Genomic DNA, 18,017 nt, shown 5'->3' with positions numbered 1-18,017 from the left:
GCTGGAGGGCTGGAGCTTTCGCGCAGGGGAAACGGCGCGACAACCAGGTGCCACCGGGGGTCGGACGAGCCCTGACGTCGGGAGAGAACCAGCCTGCGCCGTGGACGGTCGATGCCGGTGACGACGACCGTGGTCTCGTCACCGGCATGAAGGACGTCTTCTGGGGTCTCCACGGGTGTCCAGGTGAGTTCTCGAAGATGCACCAGTCCCGTGATGTCAGGAACGCCCGGAGTTCCGGGTTCTCGGTGGCGGTCATCGCGAGCCGCACCCGGCCCTCGTCCAGATCAACGGCCGTCACTTCAGCGGTGATCCGCTGTCCGGCCTCCACGGCCGCCGCTAGCGCATGAGGCGGGTGTGCACCAGCGGCTTCGGCCTCCACGCCCGCGACGGAACCACCCTCGGTACGACGTGCGTGCTTCACCTCCGATTTCCGCTGTCCCCGTAAGCGCGGCGACCCCATTGGCGTGCACTGATAAGCTCCCGTCGCCCGCTCAGGGCATGCACATTTCATTCACAGCAGTCGGTGCTGTCGGGGGCACAGCTGTCAGGGTGAGGGGACCGGGGGTTCCGTGGGGGTCAGCAAGATCGTGCGACGCTGTCTGTTCGGCAGAGGGGGTGCGGCCCTGGCCGTGACCATCGCCCTCGCCGCGGGTGCTCCGGGCGCGGTACCGATGGGGATGGCGGCGGCCATCGGGGCTGACCAGGTCGTCGGGGCGGGCGAAGTCGTGCTTCCCGCCGCGGACCGGAGCGCCACGCGCAACCCGGTGTTCATGGGTTTCGGAGACACGGGTGTGCTGTCGAATCCCGAGGGATCCAGTGGCTTGCTCTGGACCGACTACGCGAGGCACCGGACCCGGGAGGTGACCGAGTTCGCCGACGCTCAGCAGCCCAGTGGGCTCGCCCAGTCGGACTCCGCCTACACCCTGACGACCGACGCCGAGGGCCGACGCGTCGTGCGATTTCGCGCGATGGGCTCCGGCGAGGACAGAGGCTCGGTGACCGTCCCGACGGGTCTGACCTATGCCGGGACGGCCGGCGAGGGTGTGGTGGTCGCATACCTGGGCAGCTCGGCCAACGTACGCGAACTGCACCTGCTGAAGCGGACCGCCGGGGGCAGCACCGAGGACACGAAGGTGACCGGCTGGCCCGCCGACGCCAAGCTCCTCGCGTCGGGCGGGCGGGATGACCGCTCGCTGCTGCTGCGCTACCGCGTGCCGACCGAGGACCCCCAGGTCTTCCTCGACCAGCTCGTGCTCGTCGACGTCCGAGACGGGACCTGGACGAAGGTGTTCGCTCCCTACAACGCGAACTCGGCCCGGTTGCCCGTCCTGAGTGAGGACTACGTCGGCTGGTGGTACCCGGGCGCCGGTGCACGGCTGCTGCGCCGCGACGCGCTGGACGGACCGGTGATCACTGTTCCGGCCCAGGGCACCGCGGGGAAGACCGACTTCACGGTCGTCGGTGACGACGTCGTGGTGGCCACCTACGGAGACGAGACTCGTGCTGTGCTCACCCGCCCCCTGACCGACGCCGGGGAATGGCGCACGCTGCTTCCGCAGATGGACGGCTGGATCCACGCGTCGGCGGACGGATCAGCTGTCGTGGTGGGCGGTCCCGACAGGGCGCACTGGGGCATGTTCCGGCTGTCCGAGGCGCCTGACGGGCAGATCGTCGCCGATGAGCTGATGGACCTGCCACCGGTGCCCGCGCCTGTCGACGGGCTGTCGCTGGTGGGCGGCACGCTTGCCTGGACCGACCAGACCTCGTCCCCGTCCTACGACGTCATGTTCAACACGCGCACCGTGTCGGCTGACGCGGTCCCCCAGGTGGGGCCGGTCCGTCAGGCCGGCGGATGGGTCAAGCCGTGCACTGTCACGTACAGCTGTGTGCGGCTGTTCGGCGCGGGCGACGGATCCGTCGTCTACAACGACTTGGACAACTCCGGGCTGGTACACCGCCGTACACCCACCGGTGAGGTCCAGACGGTGACGGTTGACGGCTTCTACGGAGACGTGAGCGCCGCGGAAGGACGGTACGCGCTGCTCTCGGGCGGCCCGAACCGCAAGCAGTTCCTCGTCGACTGGACGCAGTCCGAGGTCGTGTCGACACGCACGGCCGTGGCCGCCACCCTGTGGGACGGACAGCTGTGGACCACGACGTCCACCGCCGGGCACCTGTCGATGAGTCGCCTCGGCTCGACGGCCGCGGCGGTCGACGTCAACGTCGGCTCGGCGTGCGTGCCCAGCGAGCTACAGGTCAGCGGCCGTTTCGTCTACTGGGCGTGTGCCGCGCAGAGAAAGGCCGGCGTTTTCGACCGCTCCCGCGGACGGTCGGTGGACGTGCCCGTGGGGGACGTGCTGCTGGCCGACGGGTTCCTGGTGCGCCATGACAACGAGCGCGGCAAGCTGGTGCGCACCGACGTCCGCTCCGGGCAGGCGGTCACCTCCGATCTGGCGGATCTTCCCATGACCCAGAACCTCATGCCCGAAGGCAGCGCCTCGGACCGACGGATCCGTTGGACCCTGGACGCTGAGAGCGGCCGCGTGGCCTTCGTGGACGCCGGCGAACGCGTCCATCTGCTGCCGGCCGGGACTCTCGCCGCACCTGTGCGGCGCGATCACGCGGGGCGGGACGGCATCGGCGACCTGCTCACCCTCGATACCTCGGGCACGTTGACTTTCCAGCAGGGCACTGGCACGGGCACGTTCTCGGGGAAGGTGAGCGGCAGCGGGTGGCCGACGAGCGCCAGGTTCGTCTCGTTCGGCGATCTGAGCGGGGACCGGTGCAACGACGTACTGGTCAAGCTGAGCACCGGCGCTCTGCGCCTGTACAAGCCGGGCTGCGGGGCGGCGGTCAAGCCGTCGACGCCGTACACCTCGCTGGGCACGTCCGGTTGGAACCAGTACGACGTGCTGACCGCGCCCGGTGACGTGAACAAGGACGGTCGCCCGGACCTGATCGCGCGCAACTCCTCGACCGGGGCCGTGTACCTCTACAAGGGCACCAGCACGGGTACGTTGTCGGCCCGGGCGCAGCTCTACGCCAACTGGAAGACGTACAAGAAGGTCGTGGGAGCCGGAGACCTGAACGGCGACGGTATCGGCGACCTGCTCGCCCAGGACACGTCGAACAACGTGTACCGGTACTACGGCAAGGGCAACGGCACATTCACGGCGCGGGTGAAGCTGTTCACCAACTGGGGTGGCTCGTACAACGCGGTGGTCGGCGTCGGGGACATGACCGGAGACGGCAGAGCCGACCTGGTCTCCCGGGACAGCGCGGGCAACGTCTGGCGCAACAGCGGTGACGGCAAGGGGTCGTTCGGACCTCGCACAAAGATCGCGGGCGGCTGGCAGGGCTACAAGAGCCTCTTCTAGGAGGGAATTTCCCGGCCGAGTCGTGACAGGCTTCGTGCCCAGGCGTGGGGAGGATCATCGACATCCCGCTGCCGGCAGGGGCCCGCATCGCGGGCCGCCCGGCGCCGGTCGACAAACCCGGGCTGGGAAGCCGCAGCCGTCCGCAACAGAACAGCCACCTTCACGCGGCCTCGAACCCGGCTTTCCCCAGAACACCTAGAACCTGGCAGCGGGTCGAGGGCGCAGCAAGGGGACCAGATTCAGGAGGAGTCCGATCGTCGCAACGCCGGTGACCAGGTTCAGTCCGGGACTGTAGGCGGTGAAGTCGGCACCGCTGTCGCCCGTTCCGGTGAGTACGGCGGTGAGTACGGCGAGGACGAGGGCGCCGCCGACCTGGCCGGAGGTCTGTACCAGGCCGGAGGCGAGGCCCTGCTCGGAGTCGTCGATGCCTTCGGTGGCCTGGGCCATGATCGCGCCGTAGCCGAAGGCGAAGCCGCCGCCGAGGAGTACCAGGGACGGGAACATGCTCAGCAGGTAGTCGGGTGAGGAGCCGGCCGAGACCAGGAACCAGACATAGCCGAGCGTCATCGAGATCATCGCGGTGACGATCAGGGGTGCGGTGCCGAAGCGGTTGACGAGCCGTCCGGCGAGCGGTGAGCCGATGGCGACGATCAGTCCGACGGGCAGCAGCGCGAGGGCCATCCGCAGCGGCGACCAGCCGCGCCCGTCCTGGAGGAACAGCGTCATCATGAACTGGAAGCTGAGGTAGGAGCCCATCAGCGCGACCATGCTGAGGTTGGCCCGCACCGTGGTCGCTTGACGCAGGATGCCGAAGCGGACGAGGGGGTGGCGGACCCGCCGCTCGATCAGGACGAAGGCGAGCAGCAGGACGACGGCCGCACCGAAGGTGGCGAGCGTCGGCAGGGAGGTCCATCCCTTATCGGGGGCGGTGACCACGGCGTACACGGCGAGCAGCATGCCGACGGTGAGGGTGACCGCGCCGGCCGGGTCCTGACCACCGGACTCGGTCCGTCGGTCGCGCGGGATCAGGATCAGGCCGGCGACCAGAGCGAGCAGCGCTAGGGGCACGGGCATGAAGAACGTCCAGCGCCAGCCGATCCCGGTGAGCAGGCCGCCCAGGATCAGGCCCGAGGAGTAGCCCAGGGCGCCGAAGAGGCTGAAGACGGACAGCGCCCGGTTGCGCTGCGGGCCCTCTCGGAAGGTCGTGGTGAGGATGGACAACCCTGCGGGCGCGGTGAACGCCGCGGCCACACCCTTGACGAAGCGCGTGGCGATCAGCAGCGTGCCGTCGTCGACGAGCCCGCCCAGCAGCGAGGCCGCGGCGAAGACGCCCAGAGCCGCGAGGAAGACCCGGCGGCGGCCCAGGAGGTCCGCGGTGCGGCCGCCGAGCAGCATCAGGCCGCCGTAACCGAGGACATAGCCGTTGACGATCCACTGAAGCGAGCCGGTGGCCAGGCCGAGGTCGTGGCCGATGGAGGGCAGTGCGATGCCGACCATGGAGACGTCGAGGCCGTCAAGGAAGAGCACCAGGCACAGCACGGCGAGGACGGCCCACAGGCGGGCGGTCCAGCGCGGCTCGGCGGCAGGCGGAAGCGGCGTCCCGGGTCGGGACTCGGTGAGGGACATGCGGATGGATCTCTTTCCTGGCGACTGAGCGGGCCGGTGGACGCCTCGGCGCTGAGGAACCGGTCGCAGGTCGGCCCGACCGGGGAGCGGGAGCTCACGTCGCGGTCGGCCTCGTGATGAGCGTGCCAGGAGTGCCGTACATGAAGAAGGGAGAGCCTCTTCCTACGCGTGCGCTGCGTAGGACAAGAGACTCCCCCTCTGACAGGGAACAGCCCCGGAGGACGGTCAGGCGGAACTGCCGCTGCGCAGATGACTCGGGTCAGCCGCCCAGGAGGCCAGCATGCGCAGGCTGTCGTACGTGGGCGTGCCCGCTTCGGCGGTCCAGACGATGATCTGGAGGTCGGGGTCGGCGGCCCAGGTGACGGCGTTCCAGTCGAGGTGCAGGTCACCGACGACCGGATGGCGCAGGTGCTTGGTCCCGGTGTCCCGTACGGCCACGTCGTGCGCGGCCCACCACTGGCGGAACTGGTCGTCCCGGACCGAGAGTTCGCCCACCAGTGCGGCCAGTTGCACGTCACCGGGGTTGTTCGCGTTGTGCATGCGCATCTGGGCGATGGCCAGGCGGGTGACGCCGTCCCAGTCCGCGTACAGCTCCTTCATCGCCGGGTCGGTGATGAGCAGCCTGATGTAGTAGCGCTGCTTCTCGGGGATCAGCCCGAAGTCCGTGATCAGGGCCGCGCCCATCGCGTTCCAGGCGACGACCTCGGTACGCGGACCGATCACGAACGCCGGGGTGTGCGCCATGTCGTCGATCATGCGCTGAAGCTGCACCTGGGTCTTCGGACGCGGCCTGCGGCGGGCCGCCGCCGGCCGGTACTCGCTCCGGTCCGCCAGCTCGCACAGATAGGCGCGCTGGTCGTCGTCCAGGCGCAGCACCCGGGCCAGGGAATCCAAGACCGACGGGGACGGCTGGATACGGCCCTGCTCCAGGCGGGCGTAGTAGTCGGTGCTGATGGCGGCCAGCACCGCGACCTCCTCACGGCGCAGGCCCGACACGCGCCGCTTGCCGCCGTCGGGCAGGCCGACGGCGACCGGGTCGAGCTCGGCACGACGGGCCTTGAGGAATTCTCCCAGGTCATGGCGGTGAGGATCGCTGTTCATGCCCTCAGCCTGGCACCCGGTAGCGGCGTTGTCAGGGGGAGAGTTCTGTCCCTGGAAGTCCCCACCGCCAGGTTGACGCGGCTGTCCGCCCGCCCCCGGTCAGCGGACGCGGGTCCACGTCCCGTGGAGCTGGACGAACTGGCCGCCGACGACGGAACTGGCCATGCAGGTCCCCTCCGTGTAGTCCTCGATGTGGGTGACGTGGTCACCGGCGTCGGGCTCGGTCCAGCGCACGACGAACAGGCCGTCGCGGAGCTGGGTGGTGGTGTACTCCATCGTCTGCTTCCGGCCCTCGATGGCACCGCTCGTCACCTCGAAGCTGACCTGGGTCGCCGAGTCGAAGGTGATCTCCACCGTGAAGTGGCCGAGCGGCGTGTCCGGACCGAGGTCCGCCAGCCAGGTCTGTCCCACGCTGGGAAGCGTCGCGTTGCTGTCCATCGGTACTACCTCTTTCTGTGAGTGCTACGGCGGGGAGTGTCAGCCGAGGGCCTTGACGACCTCGTGGGCCAGCGGAACGGCCGAGGCGGGGTTCTGGCCGGTGATGAGGGTGCGATCCACCTCGATGTGGGGGGCGAAGTTCTCCCCGCCCTCGCGGTAGTCCGCGCCCACGTCCGCGACGAGACGGTCCTGGAGCAGCCACTTCGCGCGGTCGGCGAGGCCGTTCTGGATCTCCTCGGAGTTGGACAGACCGGTGAGGCGGTAGCCGGCGAACGAGGAGTCGCCGTCGGAATCCACCGTCGACAGCAGCGCGGCCGGGCCGTGGCACACCAGCGACACGATCTTGCCGGACGCGAGCCAGTCGCTGAGCAGCTTGCCGGCCGCCGGGTCGTCGGAGAGGTCCTCCATCGGTCCCCAGCCGCCGGGAACGAAGACGGCGTCGTAGTCGTCGATCTCGACGTCCTCGATACGGACCGGGTTCGCCAGTTCGGTGGCCTCGCGCAGGGCGGTCTTCATGCGCTCCGCGCCTTCAGGACCGCCGTTGAAGTCCGGGGTCAGGCTGAGGGCGTCGGCGGTCGGCGGTACGCCGCCGGGGGTGGCCGCGCCGATCTCGTAGCCGGCTTCCTTGAAGACGCCGTACGGACCGATGGCCTCCTCGGCCCAGAAGCCGGCGGGCTGCTTGAACCCGTCGGCCAGGGTCCAGTGGTCAGCGGCGGTGATGAGGAAGAGGATCTTCACCATGGGGTTGTTCTCCTGGAGTGAGTGCGATCAGCCGTTCGCGGCCTGCTGGACGACGTGGCTGTCGGCTGCCTGGATCAGGTGGGTGAGCTTGCCGCCGGCGACCGTCCACAGGTGGATGAACCGCGCGTCCGACTCCTGCCCGGACTTGGACACGGCGTGGTAGTGGCCTCGGACGAAGACGTGCTCACCGGCTTCGTAGAACTCCTCGGCGACCGCGCCGAAGGAGGAGAAGTTGGGCGCGAGCCGGCCGAAGAAGTCGGCGCCGGCGCTCGCCCAGGTCGTGTAGACACCCCCATAGGGGAAGCCGGGAGTGATGTCCCAGACGATGTCGGGGTCGATGACCTCGGCGATCACGTCCGGGGCCATGCCGGAGTCGTAGAGCCGGCGGACGAGAGCGAGGTCGGGGGAATCGGACATGAGGGCGCTCCTCGGAGATATGACCGTTACACGGAATGGGAACCCGTCAGAAGTGAGGCCTGCGAAGGAAAGGAATTCGTTGCTCCGCAACAAAGGCCCGTCGGAACCCACGCCGGAATCGTCGCACGGAATTCAAGTACGAAGGTAGGAAGGATTCATCCCTGGCAGATTCCTGCTGATTTCAGACGTCCACGCTAATCCGCACTCGGCTCTTTTCCTACCCATGAGGAGAGGAAGCGCAGGCCGTCACGGGAGCGTGAGTGCGGTTCGGCGATCCAGACGACCAGCCGTTGGTCGGGGTCGGCCTCACATCCGAGGACGTCCCAGTCGAGGGCGAGTTCGCCGGCAACCGGGTGGTGGAACACTTTCCTGCCACTGGTGCGGGGAGCGATCTGGCGCCCGCCCCACCACCGGCAGAACTGCTCGTCCTGCACCGACAGCTCACCCACGAGGGTTGTCAGCCCCAGGTCGTCAGGACGGGCCGCGGCACACCGCCGCAGGAGAGCGATGGCGTTGCGGGCAGAGCTTTCCCAGTCCGCGTACAGCGTCCTCATCTTCGGATCCGTGAACAGCTGACGGATGTAGTTGCGCTGCCGCTCGGGGACCCGCGTGAAGTCGACGCCGAACAGGGCAGTGGCCATGGGGTTCCACGCCAGGACGTCCAGGTTTCTGCCCAGGATCATGGCGGGGGTGACGGTGAGGTCGTCCAGGACGGTGCGCAACTGGGGCTGCGCCTTCTGTGCGGCCCGCCGTCGCGGCAGGTTGGCCTCTCGTCCGACCAGCCCGAACAAATGGTCTCGCTGGTCGTCGTCCAGCCGCAGGGCGCGGACCAGGGCGCTCAGCAGGGAGATGGAGGGGGCGATGCGGCCCTGCTCCAAGCGGGTGTAATGGCGGATGCTGACGGAAGCGAGCACGGCCACCTCCTCGCGGCGCAGCCCGACCACGCGCCGCCGCCCGTCGGGGTCGGGCAGTCCGACCGTGCGCGGGCTGAGCTCGGCCCGACGGGCCCTGAGGAATTCACCCAGCTCCTTGAGATGTGCGCCGTTGGTCATGCTCCCGAGTCTCGCACCGGCGGCAAGCCAACAGGGTAGGAGAGTTCTGTCCCTGGATAGCGCCCGTCCGAGCTGGAACTCTGCTTCGTGAGGAGATCTGCCCGAATTCCCAGGCCTGAAATTCGGCCGTCGGCAGAATTCCTGAAGCGGGAGAATGAACATGCGTGGAACTGTGTTGTACGGCCCTGGTGATGTTCGTTTCGAGGAGCGGGCGGATCCGCGGATTCTCCGGCCGACGGATGCGGTCATCCGGACGGTGGTCACGTGCGTGTGCGGCTCGGACCTGTGGGCCTACCGGGGCACCGATCCGGTCACCGGGCCGACGCCGATGGGGCATGAGTACGTCGGGATCGTGGAGGAGGTCGGATCCGAGGTCACGAACGTCAAGCCGGGCCAGTTCGTCATCGGCTCCTTCGCCACCTCCGACAACACCTGCCCCCACTGCCGGGCCGGGTATCAGTCCTCGTGTGTGCACCGTGAGTTCATGTCGACCTGCCAGGCCGAGTACGTGCGCATCCCCAACGCCCACGGCACCCTGGTCGCCACCGACGACCTGCCCGCCGAGGAGTTCCTGCCCAGCCTGCTGGCCCTCTCCGACGTGATGGGCACCGGCTGGTGGGCCGCGAAGGCCGCCGAAGTCGAGCCCGGCTCGACCGCTGTCGTGGTGGGCGACGGCGCGGTCGGCCTGTGCGGGGTGATCGCCGCGAAGGAACTGGGCGCCGAGCGGATCATCGCCATGTCCCGCCACGAGAGCCGGCAGAAGCTCGCGGTCGCGTTCGGTGCCACCGACGTCGTCGCCGAACGCGGCGCGGACGGCATCGCCCGGATCAAGGACCTCACCGACGGGGTGGGCGCGGACAGTGTGCTGGAGTGCGTGGGCACCAAGGAGTCCATGCAGCAGGCCATCGCCTCCACCCGTCCCGGCGGCAACGTCGGCTTCGTCGGTGTTCCCCACGACGTCGCCGTCGACGGCCAGGAACTGTTCTTCTCCCACGTCGGCCTGCGCGGCGGCCCCGCCCCGGTCCGTGCCTACCTGCCCGACCTCATCGACCGCGTCCTGACCGGCCGCATCAACCCCGGCAAGGTCTTCGACCTCACCCTCCCCCTCGACCAGGTCGCCGAAGGCTACAAGGCCATGGACGAACGCCGCGCCGTCAAAACCCTCCTCACCCCCTGACCCAGCACCACGCCTTCGAAGGAGGTACCCGATGGCCACGTGGGCCAACCACGAACTGACCCGGATCGAACGCGCCGAGGAACTGCGGATCTCCCCGCTGCTCAGCGACGGAACGCCGCGCGATCCCCTGCCCATCTGGGTTGTCCGCGAGGGTGACGACCTCTACGTCCGCTCCTTCCGGGGCAGCGCCGGTGCCTGGTACCGGGCGGCCCGGTCAACCCGTGAGGGCCGCATCCGCTCCGGTGGCGTGGTCAAGGACGTCACCTTCGTCGGGGTCACGGATGCCGAGGTCAATGACCGTATCGACGCCGCTTATCGCGCCAAGTACAGCCGGTACGGCGCGCGTTACGTCGATCCGCTGCTTGCGGCACGGGACACCACGCTCAAGCTCGTCCCCGTCGGCTGACCTCACCTCACTCGCCCCGTCACTCCCCTCCAGGAGAAACACCTTGCTCGGTCTCGAACTCGTCGTGCTCTTGGGCGTGGCCGTGCTGGTGGGCAACGCCGTCGGCCGCCGGCTCGGCATCGCCCCACCCGTCGTACTGCTCACCGTCGGTGTGCTCCTGGGCTTCATCCCGCAGGTACGGCAGGCCCAACTGCCGCCAGAGGTGGTGTTGTTGCTGTTCCTGCCGGTACTCCTGTACTGGGAGAGCCTGACCACCTCACTACGGGAGATCCGCACCACAGCCAATCCCGTTCACCGCCTACGTACCCGTAGTACCTCGTACGCCCAAGATCAGCAGGAGTGCTGTCTTCCATGAAAGCCATAGGACTGACCGAATTCGGCGGACCCGAAGTGCTGCGCGTCCTGGAGCTCCCCGTTCCTGAGCCCGGGCCGGGCGAGATACGTGTCCGGGTGCACGCGGCAGCAGTCAATCCGGTCGACGTGCTGGTGCGCAGGGGCATCGCCTTCGTGTCCGACGCCGAGCCGCCCTACGTCCCAGGCATGGACGCGGCCGGCGTGATCGAGCAGATGGGCAAGGCGGTGCAGACCGACCTCCGGGTCGGCGACCGGGTCATGGCCGTCGCGGTCGTGTCCGGGACGCACGGCGCGTATGCGGAGCACCTCGTCGTGCCCGCCGAGTCGGTGGTTCGCGCACCGGCGGGCGCGACTCATCTGGAGGCCGCGACACTGCCTATGAACGGTCTGACGGCCCGCATGGCACTGGACCTGCTCGAACTCCCGGTCGGCGCCACCATCGCCGTCACCGGAGCGGCCGGTGCCGTCGGTGGGTACGTCGTACAGCTGGCCAAGGCGGACGGGTTCCGGGTGATCGCCGACGCTGCGCCCAAGGACGAGCAGCTGGTACGGGACTTCGGCGCCGACGTCGTACTGCCGCGTGGCACCGACTTCCCCGAACTGGTGCGCAAGGAGGTGCCCGACGGCGTCGACGGGCTCGTCGACACGGCTGGGGTTGCCGGCTTCGCCATCCACACGGTGCACGACGGCGGCCGGGTGGTGTCATCGGCCGGCGGAGTCGAAGTTGCCGAGGAGCGCGGAATCACCGTCCAGCACACGTTCGTGCCGCAGTACGCACGCGAACACGCCAAGCTGGAGCGACTCCGCCACTTGGCGGAGGAAGGCCGACTGACCCTGCGTGTCGCACGGACCTTGCCGGCCGAACAGGCCGCTGAAGCACACCGGTTGGTGGAGACAGGCGGCATGCGAGGGCGAGTGGTCCTCGCTTTCTGAGCGCATGTGAGCAACCCGCCACAGCCGCCCGTCAAGGGCGGGGGCTCCCCCGTCATAGCCGGGGATTACCAGGCTGATGAGGAACTCGTCGGTGTGGGTGACAACTGGCAGTGGCACGTCAGCGAGCCACCCACACACAGGGCAACCGGTGATTCCCTGGCAGGAGTGGTCAGCAAGACCCTCTCGCCAGTGACGGCCTCCGGGCTCCGCTGCCGGTCGGCGGCGACGTCGCGGGGCACGGCATCGGTGCCTCTGTCACCATGGGCCCGCCACGGACGGCGGTACCACCCTCGCGGACATCGGCCTGAGGCCCGACAAGCCCCACACCCACCTCGACGACATGGTGACCCACCCTTCGGGAGAGAGCGGTGACGAGTCCGGGGCCGGTGTCGTCGGACACGACGCGATGCCCGGTGACGCCGTCGGCGCCGGTTGTCTGTACGCCGTCTACGACCCCGTGCCCGCGGTCATGCCCGCCGGGCCGCCGCTCGGGCCGGGCGGCCTGCCGTTCGAGGCGGCGGAGTCGACCATCGCCGCTCAGCGCTCACCGGCCGGCGCCGGCCACAACGCCCGCACCGCCTCGGGCACCTCGGCCACGACAGCCGGATCGAACAGGGCCACCTGGAGGATGTAGCCGGGAAGGACGGAGAGCATCGTCGAGGCGATCGCCTCGGCTGTCACGTTCGTGGGCAGGCCGCCGTCTTCCTGGTGTTCGCGGACCAAGGTGACGAGATTGGCGCGTATGCCGCCCATGAGCTGGTCGAGCTCGTGCGCCAGTGAGCGATTGCGCATGGCCTCGCCCCAGACCAGAACCGCGAGGCCGGCCACGTCTTCCTCGACGGCCTTGACCCGGATCACGTCGAGCAGTTCCGCCATGACCTCCCCCATGGACCGGCCCTGCCTGTTCGTGGCGACGGCGACCGTGATGTCGAGAACATCGCGCATGTTCTCCTCGGCGATCGCGAGGATCATCTCGTCCTTGCTGGTGAAGTACCGGTACACCGCACCTGCGGACAACTGCGCCTCGGCGAACAGGTCCTGCATGGACGTGGAGTGGAAACCGTCGCGGAGGAAACAACGGCGCGCCGCGTCCAGGATCTGCTTGCGGCGGGCGTCCATGTGCTGCTGGGTGACCTTGGGCATGAGGCCAGCCTAACAAAGAAAACGAACGTTCTTGTTGACGGCGGTCGACTCGGCGATCCAGACTGAGGCCAATAAAACGATCGTTCCCTTTTACGAGAGGTCGGGCTGTGAGGAACCCCTTGTCTGGACGCCGGGCATGGCGGGAAGTGGCCATTGCCGCCGTGGCGCTGCCCATAGTGATCACTCTGGCGGTGATGGCGTTCGCCTGGCCGGCGGGGCGGATCTCGCCGCGCGACGTCCCGGTCGGGATCGTGGGCGCCGGGCCGGCCAGCCAGCACGCGGTGGAGGGACTGACCCGCGCGAAGCCCGGCGCGTTCGACTTCCACCTCTATCCCGACCAGCAGGCCGCGCGATCCGCGATCAAGAACCGGGACGTCTACGGCGCCTTCGCCGTCTCCGGCCACGGCGTCACCGTCCTGAAGGCCACCGCCGCCAGCCCCACCGTGGCCCAGCTTCTGACCGATGTCGGACAACAACTGGCCGACAAGGCCACCCGGCAGATCACCCTGCAAAGGGCTGCCCAGCAGAAGGCCGCCGGTGCGCACTCCCCGGCCAAGGCCCGCAAGCGGGCGGCCGCCCAGCTGGGAGTCGCCGGGGCCGAGTCCTCGGTGAAGATCCTCATGAAGGCGGTCGACGTGGTGCCCGTCGCCACCGAGGACCCCCGGGGCGCGGTGTTCAGCTCGTCGGTCTTCCCGCTCACGATCTGCGGCATCCTGATCGGGGCCTTCGTCACGATGGCTCGCGGTCTGGCCCGCCCACGGCACCGCGTGCTGACACTGCTCGTCGCCTGCGCCGTCGCCGCCCTCGGCATCTATCTCGTGGCCCAGGGTTTCCTCGGGGCTTTGCCCCACGATCACGTGGCCACCTGGGCGATCCTGTCGCTCGTCCTGCTCTCCGTCAGCGCCACCGCCGCCGGCGTGATCCGGCTCCTCGGGCCGGTGGGTCTCGGGCTCAGCGCCGCGCTCATGGTCTTCGTCGGGAACGCCTTCTCCGGCGCCACCTCCGCACCGGAGATGCTTCCCGACGGCGTGAACCACGTCGGCCAGTGGCTGCCTCCCGGTGCCGGAGCCAGCCTGCTTCGCGACACCACGTACTTCCACGGCAGCGCCGGCGCCGGCCACCTCGCCGTCCTGGTCCTGTGGAGCGTCTGCGGCATCACAGCGGTCATGTTCGGCCACTGGGTCACCGGGGAAGCCCGCGGCAAGAAGACCAGTGCGACGGCTTCCGGAGAACTGCTCCCGGCCTTGCCGGGCTCCGGCGCCACCTTGCCGGGGCCCGGCGCCACCTTGCCGGTTCGGCGTCACGCACACGCCCACGCCCGCCGCGATGAGAGTGACGGCTGATGCCGGGCGTTTGGTGCGGGCGATCAGGCTCTGGGCCACCCTGGACTTCCTGCCCTGTATCGACGGCGAACGACGCGCTGACGCGCAGCTGCTCCTCGCGGTCCTGGTTGCCGACGCGCACAAGCAGCACATCGAGGGCACGGCCCGCTGTACGAGCCGACATCGCGAAGGGTGCGCCCCTCCACGGGGCCGCACCGCCACTCAGGCGTGCGGCCCGGCGGACACACGTGCCGGTACCTGACACGCACACGATCACGAGTACTGCACGAGGTGTCGAACCGCGATCCCTCACGCCGTACCGGAGCGGACACACACCATGACCACCCCACAACACCCCCAGCCGGCACGCCGGTCCGAACATCCGCAGTCGACCGACACCTCTCCGGCCATCACTCGGGCCTTCGCCCTGCTCAGCAGACGTTGGAACGGCCTGATCCTCATGGCCCTGGCCAAAGGACCGGCCGACTTCGCACAGATTCGCGAGCGCGTCCCCGGCGTCAGCGAGCCCATGCTCGCCCGACGCCTCCGGGAACTGACCGAGATCGACCTGGTCACCCAAGACGTGCGGCCCAGGCTGGAGTCGCGCACCAGTTACACACTGTCTCCGCACGGCAAAGCCTTTCTCATCCCCCTGGCCATCTTGTTCCTGTGGGCGGAGGACCATCTCCCGGCGAGCGGCTCGTCACCATCGGACCAAACGGCCGGGCCAGGCCGCTGACCTCCCTTTCCGCGCCGTGGAAAGTGGCTGGAGCTGAACACATGCCCCGGCCGGCGAACGGCCGGCACCGGGACGGAACGGAGCACCGTTCTCGACTGCCGCAGAGTGAGGATCGCCGGTGGCTCTGCTCTCGTCCGCGGGTTCCGACCGAGCACGCGGAAGCGGCGGGCCGGGATCACGGGCGTAGGCATCGACAGGCCGCGTGATGCCGATGTCGAGGCAGTCGAGCAATGCACTCGGCCTGGTCGGCCCACTCGGCAGGCTCCGCCACCATTCCCATTCGGGCTAATCAGCACATATCATCCAATTTTGTAGTCCACTGATTGTCAACGGACAAGCCTGTAGGGCAGACGAGGGAGACTGGTCATCTTGGACGTCTACGAGGCAGTCACAAGCCGACGGGCCGTGCGTGGATTCCTCGACCGGCCTGTCCCGAGGGAGGTACTGGAGCGGGTGCTGTCCGCTGCGGCTTGGGCACCGTCCGGGTCGAATCTCCAGCCCTGGCACGTCTACGTGCTGACCGGCCGACCGCTGGCCGAACTCAAGGAGTTCGCCGGCGGGCGCGTGACCGCATGCGATCCCTGGGACGAGCGGGAGTACGAGATGTACCCGGCCACGCTGAAGTCCCCGTACCGCGAGCGCCGGTCCGCCTTCGGTGCGGAGCGCTACAGCGCACTCGGCATCGCACGCGAGGACTGGCAGGCGCGCCAGCGGGCCGCGGTCGGGAACTGGAGTTGCTTCGGCGCGCCCGCCGCCCTGTTCTGCTACATCGACCGCGATCTGGGCCGGCCCCAGTGGTCCGACGTGGGCATGTTCCTACAGACCGTGATGCTGCTGCTCCGCGCCGAAGGCCTGCACAGTTGCCCGCAGATGGCGTGGTCCGTGTATCGCAAGACCGTGGCGGAGGTCCTGTCGCCCCCGGACGACCTCATCCTCTTCTGCGGCATGTCGATCGGATTCGAAGACGCCGCCGTGCCCTCCACCCGTACAGGCCGAGCGCCACTCGACGAGACGGTCACGTTCGTCGATGGCTAGCCCGGGTCCGCCCAAGGGCAGAAGGGCCGTCAGGAGGGCGGGACATGGTGGAACAGCGGTGCACGGTGCCACGTATGTCCGACAGTCCGAAGCCGCCCGTTCCTCGACCGCCGGACCGGTGGGCATCACTGGCTGGTGCTTGGTTCGTTGTAGGCCGTCAGGTAACAGAAGACGGTGTCGGGCTGGTCCCCTTACATCCGCCGCGGCCCTTCCCTGACGATCACGGCGATCTCGTACGCGAAGGCGGGACCGTAGCTCACAGCGGCTGGATTGTCGGATGCCAGCAGGTGGGAGTGCCCGTCCGCGTGCTGCAACCCCTCGCCGTCATCGTCGTACGGCCGGCTGTCGCCCCGATGACGAACCCGCGCCCCATCTGGTCCCCCAGAGCCCAGAACTGGCCACCGGTTCGCTGGAAACCGAACATGGAATAGACGCGAGATGGAACGTTCCGGGCAGGTCTACGGAGGTGTAGCACTCATGCGCGAAACGCACTCGGAAGACGGCTTCGGGCCCAAGATGCTGGCAGACATCAAGCCGCCTTTCATTCCCGAGGGAGCTTCGGGAATGACTGTGCTTGTCGAGTGGCCTCCCGGTGACCCCGGCACTCCCCCGCACCGCCACTCGGGGCCGTGTTTCGGCTACGTACTCGAGGGAGCCGTCCGGTGGGAGCTCGAGGGTGAGCCGGAGCACGTGATCAAGGCCGGTGAGACGTTCTGGGAGCCGGGCGGGGAAGTGATCCACTATCAGAACGGCAACGCCTCGTCGGACGCCCCGGCCAAGTACATCGTGTTCATGATGTGCGCGCCGGGCCAGCCGATGCTCACGCTCGTCGACGACGAGGAACTGGAGAAGCGGGCCCACCTGCGCGCCCCGCGGCCCACCGGCTGACCTGCCACCCGCGCGCAGGCCGGTCCCGAAAGGAGCCCGTGCCTCCGCGGGAGGACGCGGTAAGGCGTGAGCGCCACTGCTGTCGCGTACTGCGCTCTGACAGCGCTGTTCGTGGGCGCGGCCGCCCGTTCACTGCGGCATGCCCTCTGGTCACGGAGCCTCGGACGGTCATCATGCTGCTCATGCGCTCCTGACCGCCGCCAGCACCCGGACCACGCAGGTCGCGGCTGACGTCGGGGGCGGCAGCGTCCGAGGCCCGGCCGCAGCCCGGGCGCGAACCTGTCAGGGGAGCCAGTCGGCGTAGTGGGTGGGGGCGAGGTGCGCGTCCTTGTCGGTGAGGACGTCGCCCTTGACGACGGCGAACATGCCGGCGGTGGGGTCGGTGACGACGGTGCGGTTGTCGCCCTGGTGGGTCAGGGTGATCCGGCCCAGTTCGTCCAGGGTGAAGACGTCGGGGCCGGCGATGTTGCGGATGCCGTTGAGCGGGGCGCCCGCGGCGACCTCCGCCACCGCGGCGGCCACGTCCTTGGCGGCGATCGGCTGGATGGGGGTCGCGGGCAGCCGGACGGTCTCGGCGTCGGAGGTCCACGACATGGTGGCGTCCATGAACTCCATGAACTGTGTCGCCCGCACGATCGAGTAGGGGATCGACGCCTCCGCGAGGATGTGCTCCTGGAGCGTCTTGGCCTGGTAGTAGTCCAGCTCCGGCACCTGGTCCACGCCGACGATGGAGAGGATGACGAAGTGGCCGACGCCGCCCCTGCGGGCCGCGGCCACGAGGTTGTCCATCGAGGTCCGGAAGAAGGCCGGGGAGGCCTCGTCGAAGGTCGGGGAGTTCGTCAGGTTGACGACGACGTCGGCACCCGCCACCGCCTCGTCCACCCCCTGGCCGCTGATGACGTCGACACCGGTGGACTTCGAGTGCGGTACCGCCTCGTGCCCGACGGCGTTCAGGTTCTCGACGACCTGCGATCCGATCAGCCCGGTGCCGCCGATGACTGCGAACTTCATGGCCTGCCCCTTCCACCGACAGTGCATCCGAAGTGATGCATTAGCCACGATATCGGGGCATTGTCGGTTTGACCTGGTCACGTCCTGTCGATGCCCGGGGCCGGGTACGTGCGCTCCAGGGCACGGGCGGGCGGGCACACGAACCCTTCGGGCGATGACGCAGATGTCCTTGGCCAGCGGGGGCACGTAGAACTCGACCTCCGCCGGGTCCGTGGGAAACGCCGAACGGCCGTCCTAGCGGGCGTAGTCGAGGCCAG

The 18,017-nt window shown here is 68.8% G+C and carries 17 protein-coding genes and 1 pseudogene; 9 read left to right on the top strand and 9 right to left on the bottom strand.

Annotation, left to right across the window (positions count from 1 at the left end; translation table 11 throughout):
• Positions 1 to 569 precede the first annotated feature (569 nt).
• Positions 570 to 3,377, top strand: coding sequence for an FG-GAP repeat domain-containing protein (locus tag AAW13_RS39280; protein ID WP_046732457.1), 2,808 nt, complete (start codon positions 570 to 572; stop codon positions 3,375 to 3,377).
• Positions 3,378 to 3,572: 195 nt separating this feature from the next.
• Here AAW13_RS39280 and AAW13_RS39275 read toward each other — a convergent pair whose 3' ends face one another.
• From AAW13_RS39275 to AAW13_RS39250, 6 genes are all read right to left on the bottom strand, one after another.
• A complete protein-coding gene (locus AAW13_RS39275) occupies positions 3,573 to 5,003 on the bottom strand; it encodes an MFS transporter (RefSeq protein WP_046732458.1) in 1,431 nt (476 codons plus the stop codon).
• 225 nt (positions 5,004 to 5,228) lie between these two features.
• Positions 5,229 to 6,104, bottom strand: coding sequence for a helix-turn-helix transcriptional regulator (locus AAW13_RS39270; protein WP_046732459.1), 876 nt, complete (start codon positions 6,102 to 6,104; stop codon positions 5,229 to 5,231).
• Between the two features lie 99 nt (positions 6,105 to 6,203).
• Positions 6,204 to 6,542: a MoaF-related domain-containing protein gene (locus AAW13_RS39265; RefSeq protein ID WP_052768692.1), complete on the bottom strand. Its 339-nt coding sequence runs from the start codon at positions 6,540 to 6,542 to the stop codon at positions 6,204 to 6,206.
• Positions 6,543 to 6,581: 39 nt separating this feature from the next.
• Positions 6,582 to 7,283, bottom strand: coding sequence for a type 1 glutamine amidotransferase domain-containing protein (locus AAW13_RS39260; protein ID WP_046732460.1), 702 nt, complete (start codon positions 7,281 to 7,283; stop codon positions 6,582 to 6,584).
• A gap of 27 nt (positions 7,284 to 7,310) precedes the next feature.
• Entirely contained in the window at positions 7,311 to 7,700 is a 390-nt protein-coding gene (locus AAW13_RS39255; RefSeq protein ID WP_052768693.1) for a nuclear transport factor 2 family protein, read from the bottom strand.
• Positions 7,701 to 7,894: 194 nt separating this feature from the next.
• Entirely contained in the window at positions 7,895 to 8,752 is an 858-nt protein-coding gene (locus tag AAW13_RS39250) for a helix-turn-helix transcriptional regulator (protein ID WP_046732461.1), read from the bottom strand.
• 160 nt (positions 8,753 to 8,912) lie between these two features.
• On the opposite strand from AAW13_RS39250, the gene AAW13_RS39245 reads away from it, so the two are divergent.
• The 4 genes from AAW13_RS39245 to AAW13_RS39230 are packed head-to-tail and all read left to right on the top strand — an operon-like array spanning position 8,913 to position 11,622.
• Entirely contained in the window at positions 8,913 to 9,929 is a 1,017-nt protein-coding gene (locus AAW13_RS39245; RefSeq protein ID WP_046732477.1) for a zinc-dependent alcohol dehydrogenase family protein, read from the top strand.
• 31 nt (positions 9,930 to 9,960) lie between these two features.
• On the top strand, positions 9,961 to 10,335 hold the full coding sequence (locus AAW13_RS39240; RefSeq protein ID WP_046732462.1) for a DUF2255 family protein: 375 nt from the start codon (positions 9,961 to 9,963) through the stop codon (positions 10,333 to 10,335).
• A 43-nt stretch (positions 10,336 to 10,378) separates the two neighbouring features.
• Complete coding sequence (locus AAW13_RS46495) at positions 10,379 to 10,690, top strand: cation:proton antiporter domain-containing protein (RefSeq protein ID WP_046732463.1); 312 nt, start codon at positions 10,379 to 10,381, stop codon at positions 10,688 to 10,690.
• The gene (locus AAW13_RS39230) at positions 10,687 to 11,622 is read left to right on the top strand and encodes an NADP-dependent oxidoreductase (RefSeq protein ID WP_046732464.1); all 936 of its coding nucleotides are present in this window, start codon (positions 10,687 to 10,689) and stop codon (positions 11,620 to 11,622) included. Before AAW13_RS46495 ends, AAW13_RS39230 begins: the two co-directional genes overlap by 4 nt.
• A 537-nt stretch (positions 11,623 to 12,159) precedes the next feature.
• Here AAW13_RS39230 and AAW13_RS39225 read toward each other — a convergent pair.
• Positions 12,160 to 12,765 (bottom strand): TetR/AcrR family transcriptional regulator, encoded by a 606-nt coding sequence (locus AAW13_RS39225; protein WP_046732465.1) that lies wholly within the window; start codon positions 12,763 to 12,765, stop codon positions 12,160 to 12,162.
• Between the two features lie 161 nt (positions 12,766 to 12,926).
• On the opposite strand from AAW13_RS39225, the gene AAW13_RS39220 reads away from it, so the two are divergent.
• From AAW13_RS39220 to AAW13_RS39210, 3 genes are all read left to right on the top strand, one after another.
• Positions 12,927 to 14,108: an ABC transporter permease gene (locus tag AAW13_RS39220; protein WP_143145075.1), complete on the top strand. Its 1,182-nt coding sequence runs from the start codon at positions 12,927 to 12,929 to the stop codon at positions 14,106 to 14,108.
• 316 nt (positions 14,109 to 14,424) lie between these two features.
• On the top strand, positions 14,425 to 14,826 hold the full coding sequence (locus AAW13_RS39215) for a winged helix-turn-helix transcriptional regulator (protein ID WP_052768695.1): 402 nt from the start codon (positions 14,425 to 14,427) through the stop codon (positions 14,824 to 14,826).
• Between the two features lie 369 nt (positions 14,827 to 15,195).
• Positions 15,196 to 15,861: a nitroreductase gene (locus tag AAW13_RS39210; protein WP_046732466.1), complete on the top strand. Its 666-nt coding sequence runs from the start codon at positions 15,196 to 15,198 to the stop codon at positions 15,859 to 15,861.
• 99 nt (positions 15,862 to 15,960) lie between these two features.
• Here AAW13_RS39210 and AAW13_RS39205 read toward each other — a convergent pair.
• Positions 15,961 to 16,291: pseudogene (locus tag AAW13_RS39205) on the bottom strand (pyruvate dehydrogenase (acetyl-transferring), homodimeric type); the annotation flags it as partial.
• A 47-nt stretch (positions 16,292 to 16,338) separates the two neighbouring features.
• Here AAW13_RS39205 and AAW13_RS39200 point away from each other — a divergent pair.
• Positions 16,339 to 16,749: a cupin domain-containing protein gene (locus tag AAW13_RS39200; protein ID WP_046732480.1), complete on the top strand. Its 411-nt coding sequence runs from the start codon at positions 16,339 to 16,341 to the stop codon at positions 16,747 to 16,749.
• A 282-nt stretch (positions 16,750 to 17,031) separates the two neighbouring features.
• On the opposite strand, the gene AAW13_RS39195 is transcribed toward AAW13_RS39200, so the two are convergent.
• Positions 17,032 to 17,760, bottom strand: coding sequence for an SDR family oxidoreductase (locus tag AAW13_RS39195; protein ID WP_046732467.1), 729 nt, complete (start codon positions 17,758 to 17,760; stop codon positions 17,032 to 17,034).
• Between the last annotated feature and the right edge of the window lie 257 nt (positions 17,761 to 18,017).

Source organism: Streptomyces humi (genome assembly GCF_001005085.2).
GTDB classification, from domain to species: Bacteria; Actinomycetota; Actinomycetes; order Streptomycetales; family Streptomycetaceae; genus Streptomyces; species Streptomyces humi.
This window is presented reverse-complemented; position numbering and strand designations above follow the sequence as displayed.